The organism is Mycobacterium sp. GA-1841, assembly GCF_001954135.1.
Classification (GTDB): domain Bacteria; phylum Actinomycetota; class Actinomycetes; order Mycobacteriales; family Mycobacteriaceae; genus Mycobacterium.
Genome location: NZ_MBEQ01000017.1, coordinates 22487 through 38725, shown reverse-complemented (window position 1 = coordinate 38725; position 16239 = coordinate 22487). Strand labels below are relative to the sequence as shown.

Here is a 16239-nt window from a genome sequence, read left to right as displayed (position 1 = left end):
CGTCAGGCCGATTCACCACCGCTGAGCTGGACCAGCGGCGCCGCCGCCACGGCGGTGGTCTTGCGCGCCTCGGATGCGGACACCACGCCGATGACGACGATGACCGCGAGAGCCCACCAGAGGTAGGAGTCGCCGGCCAGCTGGCGCAGCGCCGATGCCGACGTCTCTTCGTGCGGAGTCAGCAGCGAGATCGGCGTCCACACCATCAGGGCGAAACCGGCCAGCGTCACCACCGCGAGATAGAGCGAGGCCGGCAGAACGCGGCGCATCCGGTAAGCGAGGACACCGGTGACCAGCAGGGTGGGCAGCGACCACACCCAGTGGTGTGACCACGACACCGGCGACACCACAAGGCCGAACAGCGCCACGCAGATCAACGCGACCACAGGCGCCTCCTCGGCGCCGGAACGCAGGGCACGCCGCACCGCCCACACCGTCAGCGCCAGCACCGCGAAACAGGCGAACACCCACAACACGAACCGTGGTCCCTCGGCCAGACCGAGGCGGGCCAGGGTTCCGGCGATGTTCTGGTTGGTGTTGAGCGTGGCGGTACCGATCCGGTCGGTGTTACGCACCGTCTCGGTCCAGTACTCGATCGAATCCGTCCAGGCCAGGACAAATCCGGCCAACGTGGCCACCACCGCGGCGGCGGCGGTGCGCAACAGGGTGTGCAGATCGCGCCGCAACAGGAAGTAGAGCAGGAACACCGCTGGGGTCAGTTTGAGTGCGATCGCCAGGCCCAGCAGCAGCCCGCGGGGCCACGGCGTACGTCGGGGCACGCAGTCGGCGATCACCAGCGTCATCAGCACCACGTTGATCTGGCCGAACTCGAAGTTCGAGCGGATCGGTTCCAGCCAGATGACCGCGGGAGCCACCAGGGCGACGGCCAGCCAGCACCGGCGCAGCCACGCCGGCTCGGTGGTGAGCGTGGTGTTCGGCCAGACGTCGAGGCGGGTCAGCACGATCACCACCGAGACGATCAGCAGCGCCAAGGTGGTTGCGGTGATCGCCACGCTCGCCGCCGGCAGCGACAGCCAGGCGAAGGGGGCGAACAGGATCGCCGCGAGCGGGGGATACGTGAACGGCAGATCGAGCCCGCCCTGGGTGTGGAAGATGGCGCCGTCGGCGTAGAGCGGCTGGTCATTCAGCCACGCCCGTCCGCCCATCCGGTAGACGTCGATGTCGATGCGATACGGGACGTGGCCCAGAAGTCGCCAGCCGGCCCAGATCAGCCCGGCCACTGTGAGCAACTGAAAAAGCCGCCACCCGATCGTCGGTGCCCAACGTGCCAAACCAACCCGGCCGGGCGACTCCCGCTTACTCATGTCCTCAACAGACTATCGGGGGCCACTGCGAGTGAGCGCATCCCCGCTCGCGACGCGCGCCGGGCGGCGTAAGTTCTCTGTGCGTGCACGCGACCGTCCACCTCGAATTCCTCACCCACGATCGCCTGCCGCTGCTGTGCTGCCTGGTGGCGTTCATCCTGACCTTCTTCGTCACCCGCCTCGTGGTCCGTTACATCCGCCGCAACGCCGACAACGAACGTCCGCCCAGGTGGTGGCAACCGCGCAACATGGGGCACGGCTCGTTGCACATCCATCACATGGTCATCGGTGTGGTGCTGGTGATGGTCTCGGGCGTGACGATGGTGACGCTGGCGGTCAACGGCGGCGTCACCGAGTTCTCCGTGGCGGCGGTGTTCTTCGGTATCGGCGCGGCCCTGGTGCTCGACGAGTTCGCCCTGATCCTGCATCTGTCGGACGTGTACTGGGCTGAAGACGGTCGCACCTCGGTGGACGCGGTGTTCGCGGCGGTGGCGGTGACGGGGTTGTTGATCCTCGGATTCAACCCGCTGTCATTCTTTGATATCGGTATCTGGCGCGCGGACCAGTCGCTGGCCATGCGCGCGCTGGTGGTTGTGGTCGCGGTGCTGACATTGCTCTTGGCGGTGGTGGTCCTGCTCAAAGGCAAGGTGTGGACTGGATTGGTGGGTATGTTCATCACCCCGTTGTTGTTCGTCGGCGCCATCCGGCTGTCGCGGCCGCATGCGCCGTGGGCGCGCTGGCGCTACACCGGCCGTCCTCGCAAGATGCACCGCGCGCTGGAACGAGAGCGCTGGCTGCGTCGGCCCGTCGTGCAGGCGAAATTGTGGTTGCAGGACGCGATCACCGGCATGCCGAAGTTCCCCGACGATGCCACCGTCGACGCACAGCTCGATCGCGAGATCCATGCCGCGCCCGCGCCGGTTGCCACGGCGGGACGGGAATTCTGATGCGGTACTTCTACGACACCGAGTTCATCGACGACGGCCGCACCATCGAGTTGATTTCGATCGGGGTGGCTGCCGAGGACGGCCGGGAGTACTACGCGATCTCGACGGAGTTCAACCCGGACCGGGCGGGCCGCTGGGTGCGCAAGCACGTCCTGCCGAAACTGCCGTCCCCGTCCTCGCAGCTGTGGCGGTCGAGGCGGCAGATTCGGTCGGAGCTGGAGGATTTCTTCGACATCGACGGCGACGAACCGATCGAGCTGTGGGCCTGGGTGGGCGCCTACGACCACGTGGTGTTGTGCCAGCTGTGGGGTCCGATGACGGATCTGCCTCCGGCGATGCCGCGGTTCACCCGGGAATTGCGCCAGTTCTGGGAGGAGCGTGGATCGCCGCGGATGCCGGCGCGGCCCACGGATGCGCACGATGCGCTGGTCGACGCGCGGCACAATCTGCACCGTTTTCAGCTGATGACGGGCGTGGAGCTGACCCAGGCCCGTCGGCCCGGCATAGCACAGTCCTGAAAACCCGCCTTCACCGGCGGTTACCATGTACGGGTGAACTGGACCGTCGACATTCCCATCGACCAGCTGCCGCCACTGCCTCCGCTGACCGACGAGCAACGTCTCCGGCTCGATGCGGCGCTGTCCAAGCCGGCTGTTCAGCAGCCCAGCTGGGATGCCGAGGCAGCCAAGGCGATGCGCACAGTGTTGGAGAGCGTGCCGCCGGTCACCGTGCCGTCGGAGATCGAAAAGCTCAAGGGCCTGCTGTCCGATGTGGCGCAGGGCAAGGCGTTCCTGCTCCAGGGCGGTGACTGCGCCGAAACCTTCGTCGACAACACCGAACCGCACATCCGGGCCAACATCCGCACGCTGTTGCAGATGGCCGTGGTGCTGACCTACGGCGCCAGCATGCCGGTGGTCAAGGTGGCTCGCATCGCCGGCCAGTACGCCAAGCCGCGGTCGGCGGACCTGGATGCGCTGGGGCTCAAGTCCTACCGCGGTGACATGATCAACGGCTTCGCCCCGGACGCCGCGGTGCGCCAGCACGACCCGTCACGTCTGGTGCGGGCTTACGCCAATGCCAGTGCCGCGATGAACCTGGTCCGCGCGCTGACGTCATCGGGGCTGGCCTCGCTGGACCTGGTGCACAACTGGAACCGCGAGTTCGTCCGGACGTCGCCGGCCGGGGCCCGCTACGAGGCGCTCGCCGGTGAGATCGACCGTGGCCTGAAATTCATGTCCGCCTGCGGTGTGGCCGACCGCAATCTGGAGACCGCCGAGATCTTCGCCAGTCACGAGGCCCTGGTGATCGACTACGAGCGCGCGATGCTGCGGCTGTCCGACCCGGCCGAGAACCCGGACGGGGAGCGCAAGCTATACGACCAGTCCGCGCACTACTTGTGGATCGGCGAGCGGACGCGTCAGCTCGACGGGGCCCATGTGGCGTTGGCCGAGGTGATCGCCAACCCGATCGGGATCAAGCTGGGGCCGACGACGACCCCGGAATTGGCCGTCGAATACGTCGAGCGGCTCGATCCGAACAACGAGCCGGGCCGGTTGACGCTGGTGACCCGGATGGGCAACAACAAGGTCCGCGATCTACTGCCGCCGATCATCGAGAAGGTCCAGGCCACCGGGCATCAGGTGGTCTGGCAGTGCGACCCGATGCACGGCAACACCCACGAGTCGTCGACCGGCTACAAGACCCGGCACTTCGACCGCATCGTCGACGAGGTGCAGGGCTTCTTCGAGGTACACCATGCGCTGGGCACCCATCCCGGTGGCATTCACGTCGAGATCACCGGCGAGAACGTCACCGAATGTCTCGGTGGCGCGCAGGATATCTCGGATTCGGATCTGGCCGGCCGCTACGAGACGGCGTGCGATCCGCGGCTCAACACCCAGCAGAGCCTGGAGTTGGCGTTCCTGGTCGCCGAGATGCTGCGCGGCTAGACCGTGATGATCGCGGGTACCCGGTCGTCATGGGTATCGCGATGGTATCGGTGTCGCTGGGGATCTCCCTGGCGGTGCTGACAGCAGGCTGTGCCGAGCGCAGCGACGACTTCAAACCGAACAACCGCGGCGAGGACACCGAAACGCTGCAGACCTCGGTGGACAACGCCTACATCGTGCCGGAGCATGCTCCGGACGATTGCGCCACCCAGGTCGGCGATAACGCCGAGTTGCGGTTCACCGCCACCAACAGCAGGCCCGCGGGGTCGGAGCGGTTGCTTTCGATCGCCACGGATGCCGCCGATGCGGTGCGCATGCGGTCAGCCGACGGGGTGGAAATAGCGCCGAAATCGTCCACAGAGATCACTGCGGCGGTCGAAGGTCTGCATGACGACATCCGGCCTGCGATGTCGGTGGACGTGACGTTCAAATTCGACCAGTTCGGCGACATCTCGATGCGGGTACCGGTTGAAGCCTGCCCCGCCCAGCAGCGTTAGACGAGCACCGCGATGTTGCTGCCCAGGGTCCACGCTGCGGCAGCGACCAGACCGGTGAGCGTGAGTACGGCGATCACCCAGAACGCCAGCATCCGTCTGGCGCGTTGGCGGGCCCAGTAGAACTCGCTGATCTCAATGCCCGCGAATTGCCCTGCGCGGTAGTCGTATTCGTCGTCGTCGGGCTCGGCCGGGATCGGTGCCCAGTCATGCCGGTCGCGGGTGATCTCTCGGGTGGGTTGGCGCGGCGCGGGGCTGGCTGCCGGTGGCATCGGGGGCGCCGCTGTGACGGCGGTGGTCGCCTCGACGCGGCGGTCGTCGGATTCTTCGAGGTCGTGGACTCGGGTGGCGGCCAGATGCTGGGCCGATTGCCGGGGAGCCGGCACCCGGAACGCGGGCAGCCCCAGAGCATCGACGATTTGGTGCAGTTCGGCCCGCATTGCGTCGGCGTCGGCGAAGCGCCGCTCCGCCTGGCGGGCGGTGGCCCGCCGCACCAACTCGTCGAATTGCGGTGGCACCCCTGCGATTACCGCGCTGGGCGGGGGCACGTCGTGGTCCATGCGTTGGTAGGCCACCGTGAGTGCGGAATCTCCGGTGAACGGCGTGACGCCGGTGAGGAGTTCATAGGTGAGGATGCCGACCGCGTAGACGTCGCTGCGGGGGTCGGCGTCGCCGGTGCTGACCTGCTCGGGAGACAGGTAGGCCGCGGTGCCCAGGATCACGCTGGTAGAGGTGATCTTGGCTTCGGCGACGGCGCGCACCAGACCGAAGTCGGCGATCTTGACCTCGCCGTCGTCGGAGATCAGCACATTCTCGGGCTTGATGTCGCGGTGTACCAGCCCGGCCCGGTGGGCCACGGCGAGTCCGCCGAGCACCGGGTCCAGCACGGCGGCGACGGCATGTGGTGGCATGGGGCCGCGTTCGGCCAACAGCTCGCGCAGGGTGCCGCCGTCGATCAGCTCCATCACCAGAAAGGGCGGCTGGCCCCCCGGATCGCCGCCGCCCTGGTCGTACACGGCCACCAACCCGGGGTCCTTCAACCTGGCCACCACTTTGGCCTCGCGGCTGAACCGGGCCAGGAAGTGACTGTCACCGCTGTAGCGGGAATCCATCACTTTCAGGGCCACCGGACGGTCCAGGCGGACATCGAGACCGCGATAGACCGTGGACATGCCGCCGGTGGCGATGGGCATGTCCACGCGATAGCGCCCGTCCAGCGTGTGGCCGACGAGTGGATCCGATTGCTGCTCCACCGGACACATGTTACGAGTTTGCGCCGGGGCCTTAGAATCAGTGCGGTGAGCAGCATTCCGGCCGCCGATGACGTATTGGATCCCGACGAGGCCGTCTACGACCTACCCACCGTGTCCGGTTTGCTCGGCATCCCGGTCACCAAGGTGCACCAGCAGTTGCGCGACGGGCACCTGATCGCCGTGCGCCGCAACCGTGTCCTGGTGGTGCCGAAGATCTTTTTCGACGACGCCGGCCGCGTGGTCAAGCCGCTGCCCGGTCTGCTGATCGTGTTGCGCGACGGCGGCTACGGTGACACCGAGATCGTGCGCTGGTTGTTCACCCCGGACGAGTCGCTGACGATCACCGCCGACGGAAGTACCGAGCGGATCTCCAATGCCCGTCCGGTCGACGCACTGCATTCCCATCAGGCACGCGAGGTGCTGCGCCGCGCTCAGGCGCTAGCGTACTGAGGGCTCGTCTTCCGGCGCCGGTTCAGGCGCGCGGTAGAGCGAGTACCACGCCACCGCCGCGCAGGCCGTGGTCAGCAGGACGTGCGCCCACGAGTACATGCCGTGTGCCCCATCGGGTTTCCACATCACCATGATCCAGGTGGAGAAGCCGGCCACGGCCGCGATCGCGGGCCGGGTCTGGATCAGGGCAGCCGCCACGGCCAGCGGCCAGGTGTAGTACCAGGGCAGGGCCGCCGGTACGAACAATACGACCACCACCATGGCCAGCGTGATGCCGGTGAGCGCGTCACGGTCGGTGTGCCGGTAACGCCACCACAACAGTGGCAGGGCGATCACGATGATCAGGATCCCGATGATGCGGGCGACCTCGAGCACGGCGTAGAAGTTGACCGGAAAGATCAGGCCGCCGATGGCGTTGATCAGGTTGGCGGCGGCAGTGGGCACGGTCAGCCAGTTGATGATCTTGACCGAGCCGGCCAGGGCCGTCAGCCAACCCAGGCCCACCCCGGCCAGCCAGGACAGCACCGCGAACACCGCCACGAAGATCAGCACCGAGGCGGCGGTGGCGGCGGCGAACGCGCGCACGGCGGGCATGTCCCGCTTGTCGCGCAGTCGGCGCATCCACACCCAGACCAGGAACGGCAACGCGAGCCCGGCGGTGGCTTTCACCGCGACGGCGATCGCGATCAGGCTGACTCCGATCACCGGCCGCCCGGCGAAGGCCAGGGCGATCGCGGCCATCATCAGGCCGACCATGAGCATCTCGTTGTGCACGCCGCCCATCAGGTGCACGATCACCAGGGGGTTGAGCACGCAGATCCACAGCGAGGCAGCCGCGTTGGCCCCGACGTGGCGAGCGACTCGCGGTGCGGCCCAGATCAACAGCAGCAGGCCGGGCAGCATGCACAGCCGCAGCAGCATGGTGCCGGCCACCACGTCGTCGCCCACGAGAATGGTGACAAACTTGGCCACCAGGATGAATGCCGGTCCGTACGGCGCGGTGGTCGTCGTCCAAATCGGACTCACGTTGTCCAGCAGTGAGTTCGGATTCTCTACGGGCCCAACGACGTACGGGTCGAAGCCGTCGCGCAGCAACGCTCCTTGAGCCAGGTAAGAGTACGTGTCTCGGCTGAACAGCGGCACGCTCAGCAACAAGGGCGCCAGCCAGAAGCCCGTGGTGGCCACCATGGTGTATTCGGTGGCGGTGCGGTCGATCACGCGCCGGCCCAGCCACAGCCAGGCGATCAGCATCGCCGCGACGCCGGTCCACAACAGGATCGACGACAGGACCAGGCCATGGCCGAATCGCAGCCAGGACAGGTGCAGTGACTCCAGCAGCGGATCGTGCAGGCGCGTGCTTCCCGCGCCGAGTCCACCGATGGTGAGCACGGCAGCGCCCAGACAGCCCAGCCGGGCCGGGCGCGCCTCGGCGGACACGGCGAAAGCGGCCAGCCGTGAGATATGTTGTCCCACCCCATTCTTCGGGGTCTGGGTCGGTATGGCGGTCATGTTGTGCGGGTCGTGCTCCTATGCCGACCGGTTCGCCGCGAAACGGGCGATCTCGGCCAGGCCCGTCTTGGCTTGGTGGTGGATCGGTGCCGCCGCCAGGGTGTCGAGGGCGCGTTGGGTGAGGAATTCGATGTGGTCTTCGACCGCGGCCAGTGCGCCGACCGATTCGATGGCCCCGCACAAATCGGCCACCTGCGTGTCGGACAGCTCGGTGCCCACCGAGGTGCGCAACAGCTCTGCGGCCGCCGGGTCGGACTTGTCCGCCAGCTCCAGTGCTTCGGCCAGCAGCACGGTCCGCTTGCCAGACCGAAGGTCGTCTCCGGAAGGTTTACCGGTCACCGCCGGATCGCCGAATACGCCGAGCACATCATCGCGAAGCTGGAATGCGACCCCCAGATCGTTGCCGACCTGCTGGAAGATCTGTTGCACATCGGGCCGATCGGCGGCCGCGGCGGCGCCCAGCTGCAGTGGCCGGGCCACTGTGTAGGACGCGGTCTTGAAGGTGTTGACGTTCATCGCCGAGGCCACCGATTCGGCGCCGCTGGACTCCGCGACGATGTCGAGGTACTGGCCGCCGAGCACTTCGGTGCGGATGTGGCGCCAGACCTGCTGGACGCGCAGTTGGGCGTCGGCCGGGATGTCGGCAACGGCGACGATGTCGTCGGCCCAGGCCAGGGCCAGGTCGCCGGCGAGGATGGCCGCCGAAATACCGAACTGCTTGGACGAGCCGTGCCAGTTGCGCTCCCGGTGCCGGTCGGCGAACAGCCGGTGCACGGTGGGCAGGCCGCGGCGGGTGGCCGAATCGTCGATCACGTCGTCGTGCACGAGGGCGCAGGCCTGCAGCAATTCGAGAGCGGCGAACAACCTGAGCACACCGGAATCGGCGGGGTGGTCAGCCGGATCGATCACCGCGCGCCAGCCCCAGTACGCGAAGGCCGGTCGCATGCGCTTGCCGCCGCGCAGCACGAACTCTTCGAGCGCAGCGGTCAGCTCGGCATAGTGGGACCCGATGTGCTCGCAGTCCCGCCGGCGGTCACGCAGGTACTCGCGCAGTTGATCGGTGACGGCGCCGGCCAGCTCGACGGTTGACGGTGCCGCTGTTCGCACGCTCAGCGCCCGCCCCTTTCTGTCGCAACGGTGTCCGGTGAGTGCACCCAGCGTAGAGCGTGCGGTGCCCGGCGTACCAAGGGTGTACCAAGTGTTCGGTGGTCAGTCGCTGCCGGCGACGGGGTCACCGGGTTTGGGGGTGGTGTCGCGGTTCATCCAGGCCAGGCCGCCGATCACGCCGGCGACCAGGATGGTGCCCACGATGAGCCAGATGGCCGCGGTGGTGAACGAGCGGGCACTGGGATCGGTGTAGCGGGCCTGAGCGTTCATCGTGCTGACGATGCCCGGCCGCAGCTTCCATTCCACGATCGAGGAACTCACCTGCGAGCCGTTCGTCGAAGTCACCTCACCGGGGAACGACACCGTCAGCACGACGTCGGCCTCCGGATCGGACAGCGAGGTGAGGTCGACCCGCCCTTCCAGGATCACGAGGTCACCCGCGCGGCGCAGGGAGATGTCGACGCCCGCTGCGTCTCGGCTCATGCCGGCCAGCTGGGGGAGTTCGGCGAAGGTGAGGTCCGAGAACACCGCCTGTGAGCCGACGTAGTCGTCGCGGCTGTATTCCGAGACGGCCACCTTGGTGGCGAACGGGAGATTGTTCAGAAGCTGCGGGCCCTTGTCGTCGGCGTCGCGTGGTTTGGCCGCGGCGATGATCTGGCCGGACACCCGGTCGTCGGGCGAGACCGTGATCGAGGCGCGGACGCGGACGCAGCCCACGGCCATGGGCAGGATCAGCAGCAACATCACCAGCGTGAGCACTCGGGTCCGGCGGCGACGGTTGAGTGGGCGCACGTGCACGCAGGTCATCGTGCCAGATGTCACAGCGGCAGGGGGCGACCGAGGATGGCAAACGGGCGCGGGTCACCGGCGAAGTGGTAGGCCCGGATGACGTCGGTGAAGCCGAGGCGACGGTACAACCGCCAGGCTCGATTGGCTTCGCCGTTGATCTCCGGGGTGGACAGCAGGACGTGCGATTCGTCACGGCCGGTCAACAGACGCCTGGTCAGGGCCTCGCCCAGGCCTTGCCCCTGGGCCCGGGGCTCAATGTGGAGTTCGGTCAGTTCGAAGTAGCTCGACATCAGTTCGGCGATGTGCACCGGGCTGGCGCCGACCCGCTGCAGCCCGGAGACGACCTGTTGTTGCCACCACTGGTCCGGTGCTCCGCTGTAGCCGTAGGCGATGCCCAAGAGGGGAGCGTCGAGCAGTTCCGCAGCGGGGTGATCGCCGTCGGCGCGGCCGGCCTCGACGGCGGCCACGCATTTCCAGCCCGCCCGGCGGGTGTGTTCGAGCCAGAGGGCGGCGCGCTGTTCCTCGGTTCCGCGCGGATATCGCATGGCGTCGACGTACACGCGCAACGCCTCGGGCAGCCGGCGCTTCATGTCGTCCGGCGACAGATCGATGAGATACGTCGCCAATGCTTTCGCCTTTCGCCTGCCCGGTATCTACCGAACTCATTATCTTCGTCATTATCCGGCGGTGCGCGGGTCGGTCCCAGGGGCCCAAGCGATCCGGGAACGACCTACAATCGAGGTGAACAAGGTGGTACGGCTCGGATCGACCTCGTATCATTAGGCTTAGGTGCCCGTGACTGCGGGCATGTGAATATTTTGAACGCGACGGCGGCGTCGGCAAGGAGGGACGAATGCCACTCTCCGATCATGAGCAGCGCATGCTCGACCAGATCGAGAGCGCGCTCTATGCCGAGGATCCCAAGTTCGCGTCCAGCGTGCGTGGCGGGACCCTTCGTGCGCCTTCGGCCCGGCGCAGGCTGCAGGGCGCGTTGTTGTTCATCGTGGGTCTGGCGCTTCTGGTCATCGGTGTGGCAGTGAAGGCCACGATGATCGGTGGGTTCCCGGTTCTGTCGGTGGTGGGTTTCGTGGTGATGTTCGGTGGCGTGGTTTTCGCGATCACCGGTCCACGGGTCACCGGCGGCCGTGACCGCGCGGTCCAGGGTTCGGGCAATGCGCCGCGCCAGCGTCGTCAGCGTGGCGGCGGCTCTTTCACCACTCGGATGGAAGACCGGTTCCGACGCCGGTTCGACGACTGAACCGTCTGACTGAGTCAGGGGGCAGCCCGTAACGGGTTGCCCCCTTTTTCATGCGCTTCTCCTGGGGTCCTCACATGTTGCGCCTGGGTGTCCAGCGACACGCCGGAGCAGGTGCGCCGCGCCTCGCGGTGGGGCGCTGTGGGGGAGAGTCGCAGATTCTCAGGGAATTCCTCCCCACAACCCCCCACCTTTTCTCCGCAGGTGTTCACCTGCGGTTTTGCGTTTTTCGTCAGCCTCCGTGGGGCGTCAGGACGTCCCCACGGGGTGGTTCTGGCCAGCTTTGGTGGGGAGCGCACCCAAACTTGCCCGGCTAAATGGAGCAAAGTGGGGGATCGTGGGGTAAAGTGGCGGCCAACGGGGAAACGGAGCCCCGTTGACAGGGCAGAAGGCCTGGCCTGGATCTCACGAGCGACTCGGGATCCGCAACCGGGTGGCGGGAGGTGTCCAGATGTTTCTGGGTACCTACACGCCCAGGCTCGACGACAAGGGGCGGCTCACACTGCCCGCCAAGTTTCGCGACGTACTGGCAGGAGGGTTGATGGTCACGAAGAGCCAAGATCACAGCCTGGCCGTGTACCCGCGAGACGAGTTCGAGGAACGTGCACGCAAGGCGGTCGAAGAGGCCAAGGCGAATCCGGAGCGTCGTGCGCAGTTGCGGGTTTTTGCCGCGGCCGCGGACGAGCAGCGTCCGGACGGCCAGGGGCGGATCACCTTGTCGGCGGACCATCGTCGTTACGCAAATCTGTCCAAGGAGTGCGTGGTGATCGGGTCGGTCGACTACCTGGAAATCTGGGATGCCGACGCGTGGGAGTCCTACCAGCAGACCCACGAAGAAAACTTCTCCGCGGCCACTGATGACACTCGCGACGTTCTGTGATGGTGCCGCTGATACGGCCGGTCATCCGGCGGCCGGCCTGGACATAGCCCGTGCAACGAGGCCTCTGCCCGAATTGGCCCTGGCGTACTTCCCCAACGCCAGGTCCGTGAATTCGGACAGAGACCCCGGTGCAGGGGCGATTCCGAGCGGAGGTGTGACAGCGGTGCCAGATTCCCCAGATCAGTCCGATTCCCAGGGCCACGGTCACATCCCGGTCCTGCTGGACCGCTGCGTCGAGCTGCTGGCGCCCGCGCTCACCCGCCACCATGCCGACGGGACCGGCGCCGTGCTGGTGGACGCGACGCTCGGCGCCGGCGGCCATTCGGAACGCTTTCTCACCGATTTTCCCGGTCTGCAGGTGATCGGTCTGGACCGTGATCCCAACGCACTGGGCATCGCCGGCGGCCGGCTCGCGCCGTTCGGCGACCGGATCCGGCTCGTGCGGACTCGCTACGACGGAATCGCCGGTGCGGTCGCCGAATCCGGCTTCCGCCAGATCGACGGGGCGCTGTTCGACCTCGGGGTGTCATCGATGCAGCTCGACCAGACCGAACGCGGTTTCTCCTATTCCGCGGACGCGCCGCTGGACATGCGGATGGATCCCGATGCGCCGCTGACCGCCGCGGACATCCTCAACACCTACGACGCCAAGTCGATCGCCCGGATCCTGCGGGATTTCGGCGAAGAGCGGTTTGCCGGCCGGATCGCCGACAAGGTGGTCAAACGGCGTGCACAGCAACCGTTTTCCACCACGGGTGAGTTGGTCGAGCTGTTGTACGAGGCCATCCCGGCGCCGGCTCGGCGTACCGGCGGCCATCCGGGAAAGCGCACATTCCAGGCACTGCGGGTCGCGGTCAACGCCGAACTGGATTCGCTGCGCGCTGCGTTGCCTGCCGCGTTGGCCGCGTTGGTCGACGGCGGACGCATCGTGGTGATGGCCTACCAGTCGTTGGAGGACCGCATCGTCAAACAGGCGTTCACTGCGGCGACCGCATCGCGGACCCCGCCCGGACTGCCCATCGAATTGCCCGGGCACGAACCAGAGTTCGTCGCCCTGACCCGCGGGGCCGAACGGGCTCGCCAAGCTGAGATAGATCGCAATCCGCGTAGCGCTCCGGTGCGGCTGCGGGCACTGGAAAAGGTCGGGTAAGGGGGCAACTCATGAAGGTGAAGCGACCCGAACAGCCGCGCGAGGCGGACCGTCGGCGCGGGGTGCGCCAGCCCCCGCGGGCGGGCGGACGGCGCGGCGAGGCTCCGCCGCGCAAGCGTCGGCCCGGGGCCGAACAGCGCCCCGCGCGTACCGCGCCGGGTACCGGACCGATACAACGGCCGGGAACCCGCCCGGCGCGGCCCAAGAGCGCCAGTCAGGCCAAGGCCCGGGCGAAGGCACGCAAAGCCAAGGCCCCCAAGGTTGTCCGTCCGCCACTTCGGGTGCGGTTGCGGGAACGGCTCCTGCTTCGGTTGGCATCGATCGAACTCAATCCGCGGGTTCTCATCGCTCGGGTTCCGTTCGTGGTGCTGGTGATCGCAGCGCTGGGTATCGGGCTGGCGGTCACACTGTGGTTGTCGACCGGATCGGCGGAGCGGTCCTACCAGTTGGGTCACGCCCGCCAGGTCAACGAGGGTCTGTTGCAACAGAAAGAGGCCTTGGAGCGCGATGTCCTGGAGGCGCAGGCGGCCCCGGCGTTGGCCGAGTCGGCGCGCAACCTGGGCATGATCCCGTCTCGCGACACCGCGCACCTGGTCCAGGACGGCGCGGGCAACTGGACGGTGGTCGGCACCCCCAAGCCCGCCGAGGGCGTGCCGCCGCCTCCGCTGAACACGCCGCTGCCCGAGGAGGTTCCGCCGCCGCCCCCCGTGGCTCCCGCACCGCGGGTGGTCGACCCACGGGAGCTGACGGTGCGTCCGCCGCGCGCGGTCACCCCGCTCGCACCGGGCCTCCCGGTTCCTCAAGCCGAGCTGCCGCACGCGGCACCGGGTGTGTTGCCGCCGGTGCCCGGTCCGGCCCCGGTTCCCCAAGCGCCGGCGGTGCCGGCTCCAGACGTGCTCGCGGCGCCCGCGCCCGCGCCCGAGCCCGCTCCGGCGCAGGTACCGGTCGCCGGGGTGCCGACGGCTCCCGGCCCGGTCCTGGCGGCGCCTGCCGCGCCGGCACCCGCGCCGGCACCCGTACCCGCGCCGGCACCCGTACCCGCGCCGGCACCTGCTGCGCCCGCGCTGGCCGCCGCACCCGCACCGGCCACGCCGCTTGAGCAGTTCAGCCCGCCTGTGGCGCCGGCCGCACACGTCCCGGCTGCCGCCGCTAACCTCCCGGCACCGTCAGCATGAGTCGCCGGCAGGACGGCCAGAAGCCGGCGAAGCCGCAGCGGAGCAAACCGGCCAAACCGGCCAAACCGGCCGCGGCCGGGCAGGGGCACGAGGCGAGGCTGCGCCGTACCCGGGTCGCGGCGCCGGAAACGGGTTTGCGTAGCTCGTCTTTCGTGTTCCGGCATCGCGCCGGCAACGTGGTCATGTTCGCGGTGTTGATCATCGCGGCCGCCCAGCTGTTCAGCCTGCAGGTGCCACGGGCTGCCGGTCTGCGCGCCGAGGCGGCCGGGCAGCTCAAGGTCACCGATGTGAATCCGGCCATGCGCGGCAGCATCATCGACCGCAACGACGACAAGCTGGCCTTCACGATCGAGGCCAAGGCGCTGACCTTCCAGCCGGTGCGGGTGCGCAAGCAACTCGAGGAGGCCAAGGCCAAATCCAGCGAGGCACCCGATCCGGATCACCGGCTCTCCGAGATCGCCAAGGAGGTGGCCGCGCGACTGGACAACCGTCCCGATGCCAAGACCGTGCTCAAGAAGTTGCGGAGCAACGAGACGTTCGTCTACCTGGCCCGGGCGGTCGATCCGGCGATCGCCGGTGCGATCACCGACAAGTTCCCCGAAGTGGGTTCGGAACGGCAGGATCTGCGGCAGTATCCGGGCGGCTCGCTGGCGGCGAACATCGTCGGCGGGATCGACTGGGACGGACACGGCCTGCTCGGCCTTGAAGATTCGCTCGACGCGGTGTTGGCCGGCGCCGACGGTTCGGTGACCTATGACCGTGGTTCGGACGGAGTGGTGATCCCGGGCAGTTACCGCAACCGCCACGATGCGGTCAACGGTTCCACGGTGCAGCTGACCCTCGACGACGACATCCAGTACTACGTCCAGCAGCAGGTGCAGCAGGCCAAGGACGCCTCGGGTGCCAAGAATGTCTCGGCCGTCGTTCTCGATGCGAAAACCGGTGAGGTGCTGGCGATGTCGAACGACAACACGTTCGACCCGAGCCAGGACATCGGCCGCCAGGAGAATCGGCAGATGGGCAACCTTCCGGTGTCCTCGCCGTTCGAGCCCGGTTCGGTCAACAAGATCATCACCGCGGCGACGGCCATCGAACTGGGCCTGACCAATCCGGACGAGGTTCTGCAGGTGCCCGGTTCGATCGACATGGGCGGGGTCACCGTCAGTGACGCCTGGAACCACGGGGTCATGCCGTACACCACCACCGGGGTGTTCGGGAAGTCGTCCAACGTCGGCACCCTGATGCTGGCCCAGCGGGTCGGCCCGGAGCGGTTCTACGACATGGTGCGCAAGTTCGGTCTCGGCCAGCGCACCGGTGTCGGCCTGCCGGGTGAGAGCTCGGGTCTGGTTCCGCCGATCGACCAGTGGTCCGGCAGTTCGTTCTCGAACTTGCCGATCGGCCAGGGTCTTTCGATGACCTTGCTGCAGATGGCGGGCATGTATCAGACCATCGCCAACGACGGCGTGCGGATCCCGCCGCGGATCATCAAGTCCACGATCGCGCCGGACGGCAGTCGCACCGACGAGCCGCGGCCGGAGGGCGTCCGGGTGGTGTCGGCGGAGACTGCACGCACGGTGCGCAACATGTTCCGTGCCATCGTGCAGCGCGACCCGATGGGCGTGCAGCAGGGCACCGGCCCCCAGGCCGCGGTCGAGGGATACCAGATCGCCGGCAAGACCGGTACCGCCCAGCAGATCAATCCGGCATGTGGCTGCTACTACAACGACGTCTACTGGATCACGTTCGCGGGCATGGCGCCGGCAGACGATCCGCGGTACGTCGTCGGCATCATGATGGACGCACCGCACCGAGCGGCCGACGGCTCACCGGGATCCTCGGCGGCCCCGTTGTTCCACAACATCGCCTCGTGGCTGCTGCAACGGCACAACGTTCCGCTGTCGCCGGATCCCGGTCCGCGGTTGACCCTGCAGGCGACCTGACCGCCATCGTCGTGGG

The 16239-nt window shown here is 67.7% G+C and carries 16 protein-coding genes; 10 read left to right on the top strand and 6 right to left on the bottom strand.

Going from position 1 to position 16239, the window contains the following annotated elements; all coding sequences use genetic code 11:
* Positions 1–2: 2 nt before the first annotated feature.
* On the bottom strand, positions 3–1325 hold the full coding sequence (locus A5740_RS04555; RefSeq protein ID WP_076191855.1) for a glycosyltransferase 87 family protein: 1323 nt from the start codon (positions 1323–1325) through the stop codon (positions 3–5).
* Between the two features lie 83 nt (positions 1326–1408).
* On the opposite strand from A5740_RS04555, the gene A5740_RS04550 reads away from it, so the two are divergent.
* The 4 genes from A5740_RS04550 to A5740_RS04535 are packed head-to-tail and all read left to right on the top strand — an operon-like array spanning position 1409 to position 4718.
* Entirely contained in the window at positions 1409–2272 is an 864-nt protein-coding gene (locus A5740_RS04550; protein ID WP_076191853.1) for a hypothetical protein, read from the top strand.
* Complete coding sequence (locus tag A5740_RS04545) at positions 2272–2790, top strand: polyadenylate-specific 3'-exoribonuclease AS (protein ID WP_076191852.1); 519 nt, start codon at positions 2272–2274, stop codon at positions 2788–2790. The genes A5740_RS04550 and A5740_RS04545 overlap by 1 nt, the downstream gene beginning before the upstream one ends.
* 33 nt (positions 2791–2823) lie before the next feature.
* Entirely contained in the window at positions 2824–4221 is a 1398-nt protein-coding gene (locus A5740_RS04540) for a class II 3-deoxy-7-phosphoheptulonate synthase (protein ID WP_076191850.1), read from the top strand.
* A gap of 29 nt (positions 4222–4250) precedes the next feature.
* Positions 4251–4718 carry a hypothetical protein gene (locus tag A5740_RS04535; RefSeq protein ID WP_076191849.1) on the top strand — a complete coding sequence of 156 codons (468 nt, stop codon included), beginning with the start codon at positions 4251–4253 and terminating at the stop codon, positions 4716–4718.
* Here A5740_RS04535 and A5740_RS04530 read toward each other — a convergent pair.
* A complete protein-coding gene (locus tag A5740_RS04530) occupies positions 4715–5977 on the bottom strand; it encodes a protein kinase (RefSeq protein ID WP_076191847.1) in 1263 nt (420 codons plus the stop codon). The two genes, A5740_RS04535 and A5740_RS04530, sit on opposite strands and share 4 nt — an antisense overlap.
* Positions 5978–6013: 36 nt before the next feature.
* On the opposite strand from A5740_RS04530, the gene A5740_RS04525 reads away from it, so the two are divergent.
* The gene (locus A5740_RS04525) at positions 6014–6418 is read left to right on the top strand and encodes an Rv2175c family DNA-binding protein (RefSeq protein WP_076191846.1); all 405 of its coding nucleotides are present in this window, start codon (positions 6014–6016) and stop codon (positions 6416–6418) included.
* Here the strand turns inward: A5740_RS04525 and A5740_RS04520 are convergent.
* From A5740_RS04520 to A5740_RS04505, 4 genes are all read right to left on the bottom strand, one after another.
* Positions 6407–7927, bottom strand: coding sequence for an alpha-(1->6)-mannopyranosyltransferase A (locus A5740_RS04520; RefSeq protein WP_076191844.1), 1521 nt, complete (start codon positions 7925–7927; stop codon positions 6407–6409). The two genes, A5740_RS04525 and A5740_RS04520, sit on opposite strands and share 12 nt — an antisense overlap.
* A gap of 18 nt (positions 7928–7945) precedes the next feature.
* The gene (idsA2, locus tag A5740_RS04515) at positions 7946–9034 is read right to left on the bottom strand and encodes a bifunctional (2E,6E)-farnesyl/geranyl diphosphate synthase (protein ID WP_139334931.1); all 1089 of its coding nucleotides are present in this window, start codon (positions 9032–9034) and stop codon (positions 7946–7948) included.
* 102 nt (positions 9035–9136) lie between these two features.
* Positions 9137–9841, bottom strand: a complete 705-nt coding sequence (locus A5740_RS04510; RefSeq protein WP_076191842.1) for a DUF3153 domain-containing protein — start codon at positions 9839–9841, stop codon at positions 9137–9139.
* Between the two features lie 11 nt (positions 9842–9852).
* Positions 9853–10449 carry an N-acetyltransferase gene (locus A5740_RS04505; RefSeq protein WP_076191841.1) on the bottom strand — a complete coding sequence of 199 codons (597 nt, stop codon included), beginning with the start codon at positions 10447–10449 and terminating at the stop codon, positions 9853–9855.
* Positions 10450–10676: 227 nt separating this feature from the next.
* On the opposite strand from A5740_RS04505, the gene A5740_RS04500 reads away from it, so the two are divergent.
* From A5740_RS04500 to A5740_RS04480, 5 genes are all read left to right on the top strand, one after another.
* The gene (locus A5740_RS04500; RefSeq protein WP_076191839.1) at positions 10677–11081 is read left to right on the top strand and encodes a DUF3040 domain-containing protein; all 405 of its coding nucleotides are present in this window, start codon (positions 10677–10679) and stop codon (positions 11079–11081) included.
* Positions 11082–11529: 448 nt separating this feature from the next.
* On the top strand, positions 11530–11958 hold the full coding sequence (mraZ, locus tag A5740_RS04495) for a division/cell wall cluster transcriptional repressor MraZ (protein ID WP_076192214.1): 429 nt from the start codon (positions 11530–11532) through the stop codon (positions 11956–11958).
* Between the two features lie 37 nt (positions 11959–11995).
* The gene (rsmH, locus tag A5740_RS04490; protein ID WP_371454721.1) at positions 11996–13108 is read left to right on the top strand and encodes a 16S rRNA (cytosine(1402)-N(4))-methyltransferase RsmH; all 1113 of its coding nucleotides are present in this window, start codon (positions 11996–11998) and stop codon (positions 13106–13108) included.
* Between the two features lie 11 nt (positions 13109–13119).
* Positions 13120–14283: a hypothetical protein gene (locus tag A5740_RS04485; protein WP_076191836.1), complete on the top strand. Its 1164-nt coding sequence runs from the start codon at positions 13120–13122 to the stop codon at positions 14281–14283.
* A complete protein-coding gene (locus tag A5740_RS04480) occupies positions 14280–16223 on the top strand; it encodes a penicillin-binding protein 2 (protein ID WP_076191834.1) in 1944 nt (647 codons plus the stop codon). The genes A5740_RS04485 and A5740_RS04480 overlap by 4 nt, the downstream gene beginning before the upstream one ends.
* Positions 16224–16239: the final 16 nt, after the last annotated feature.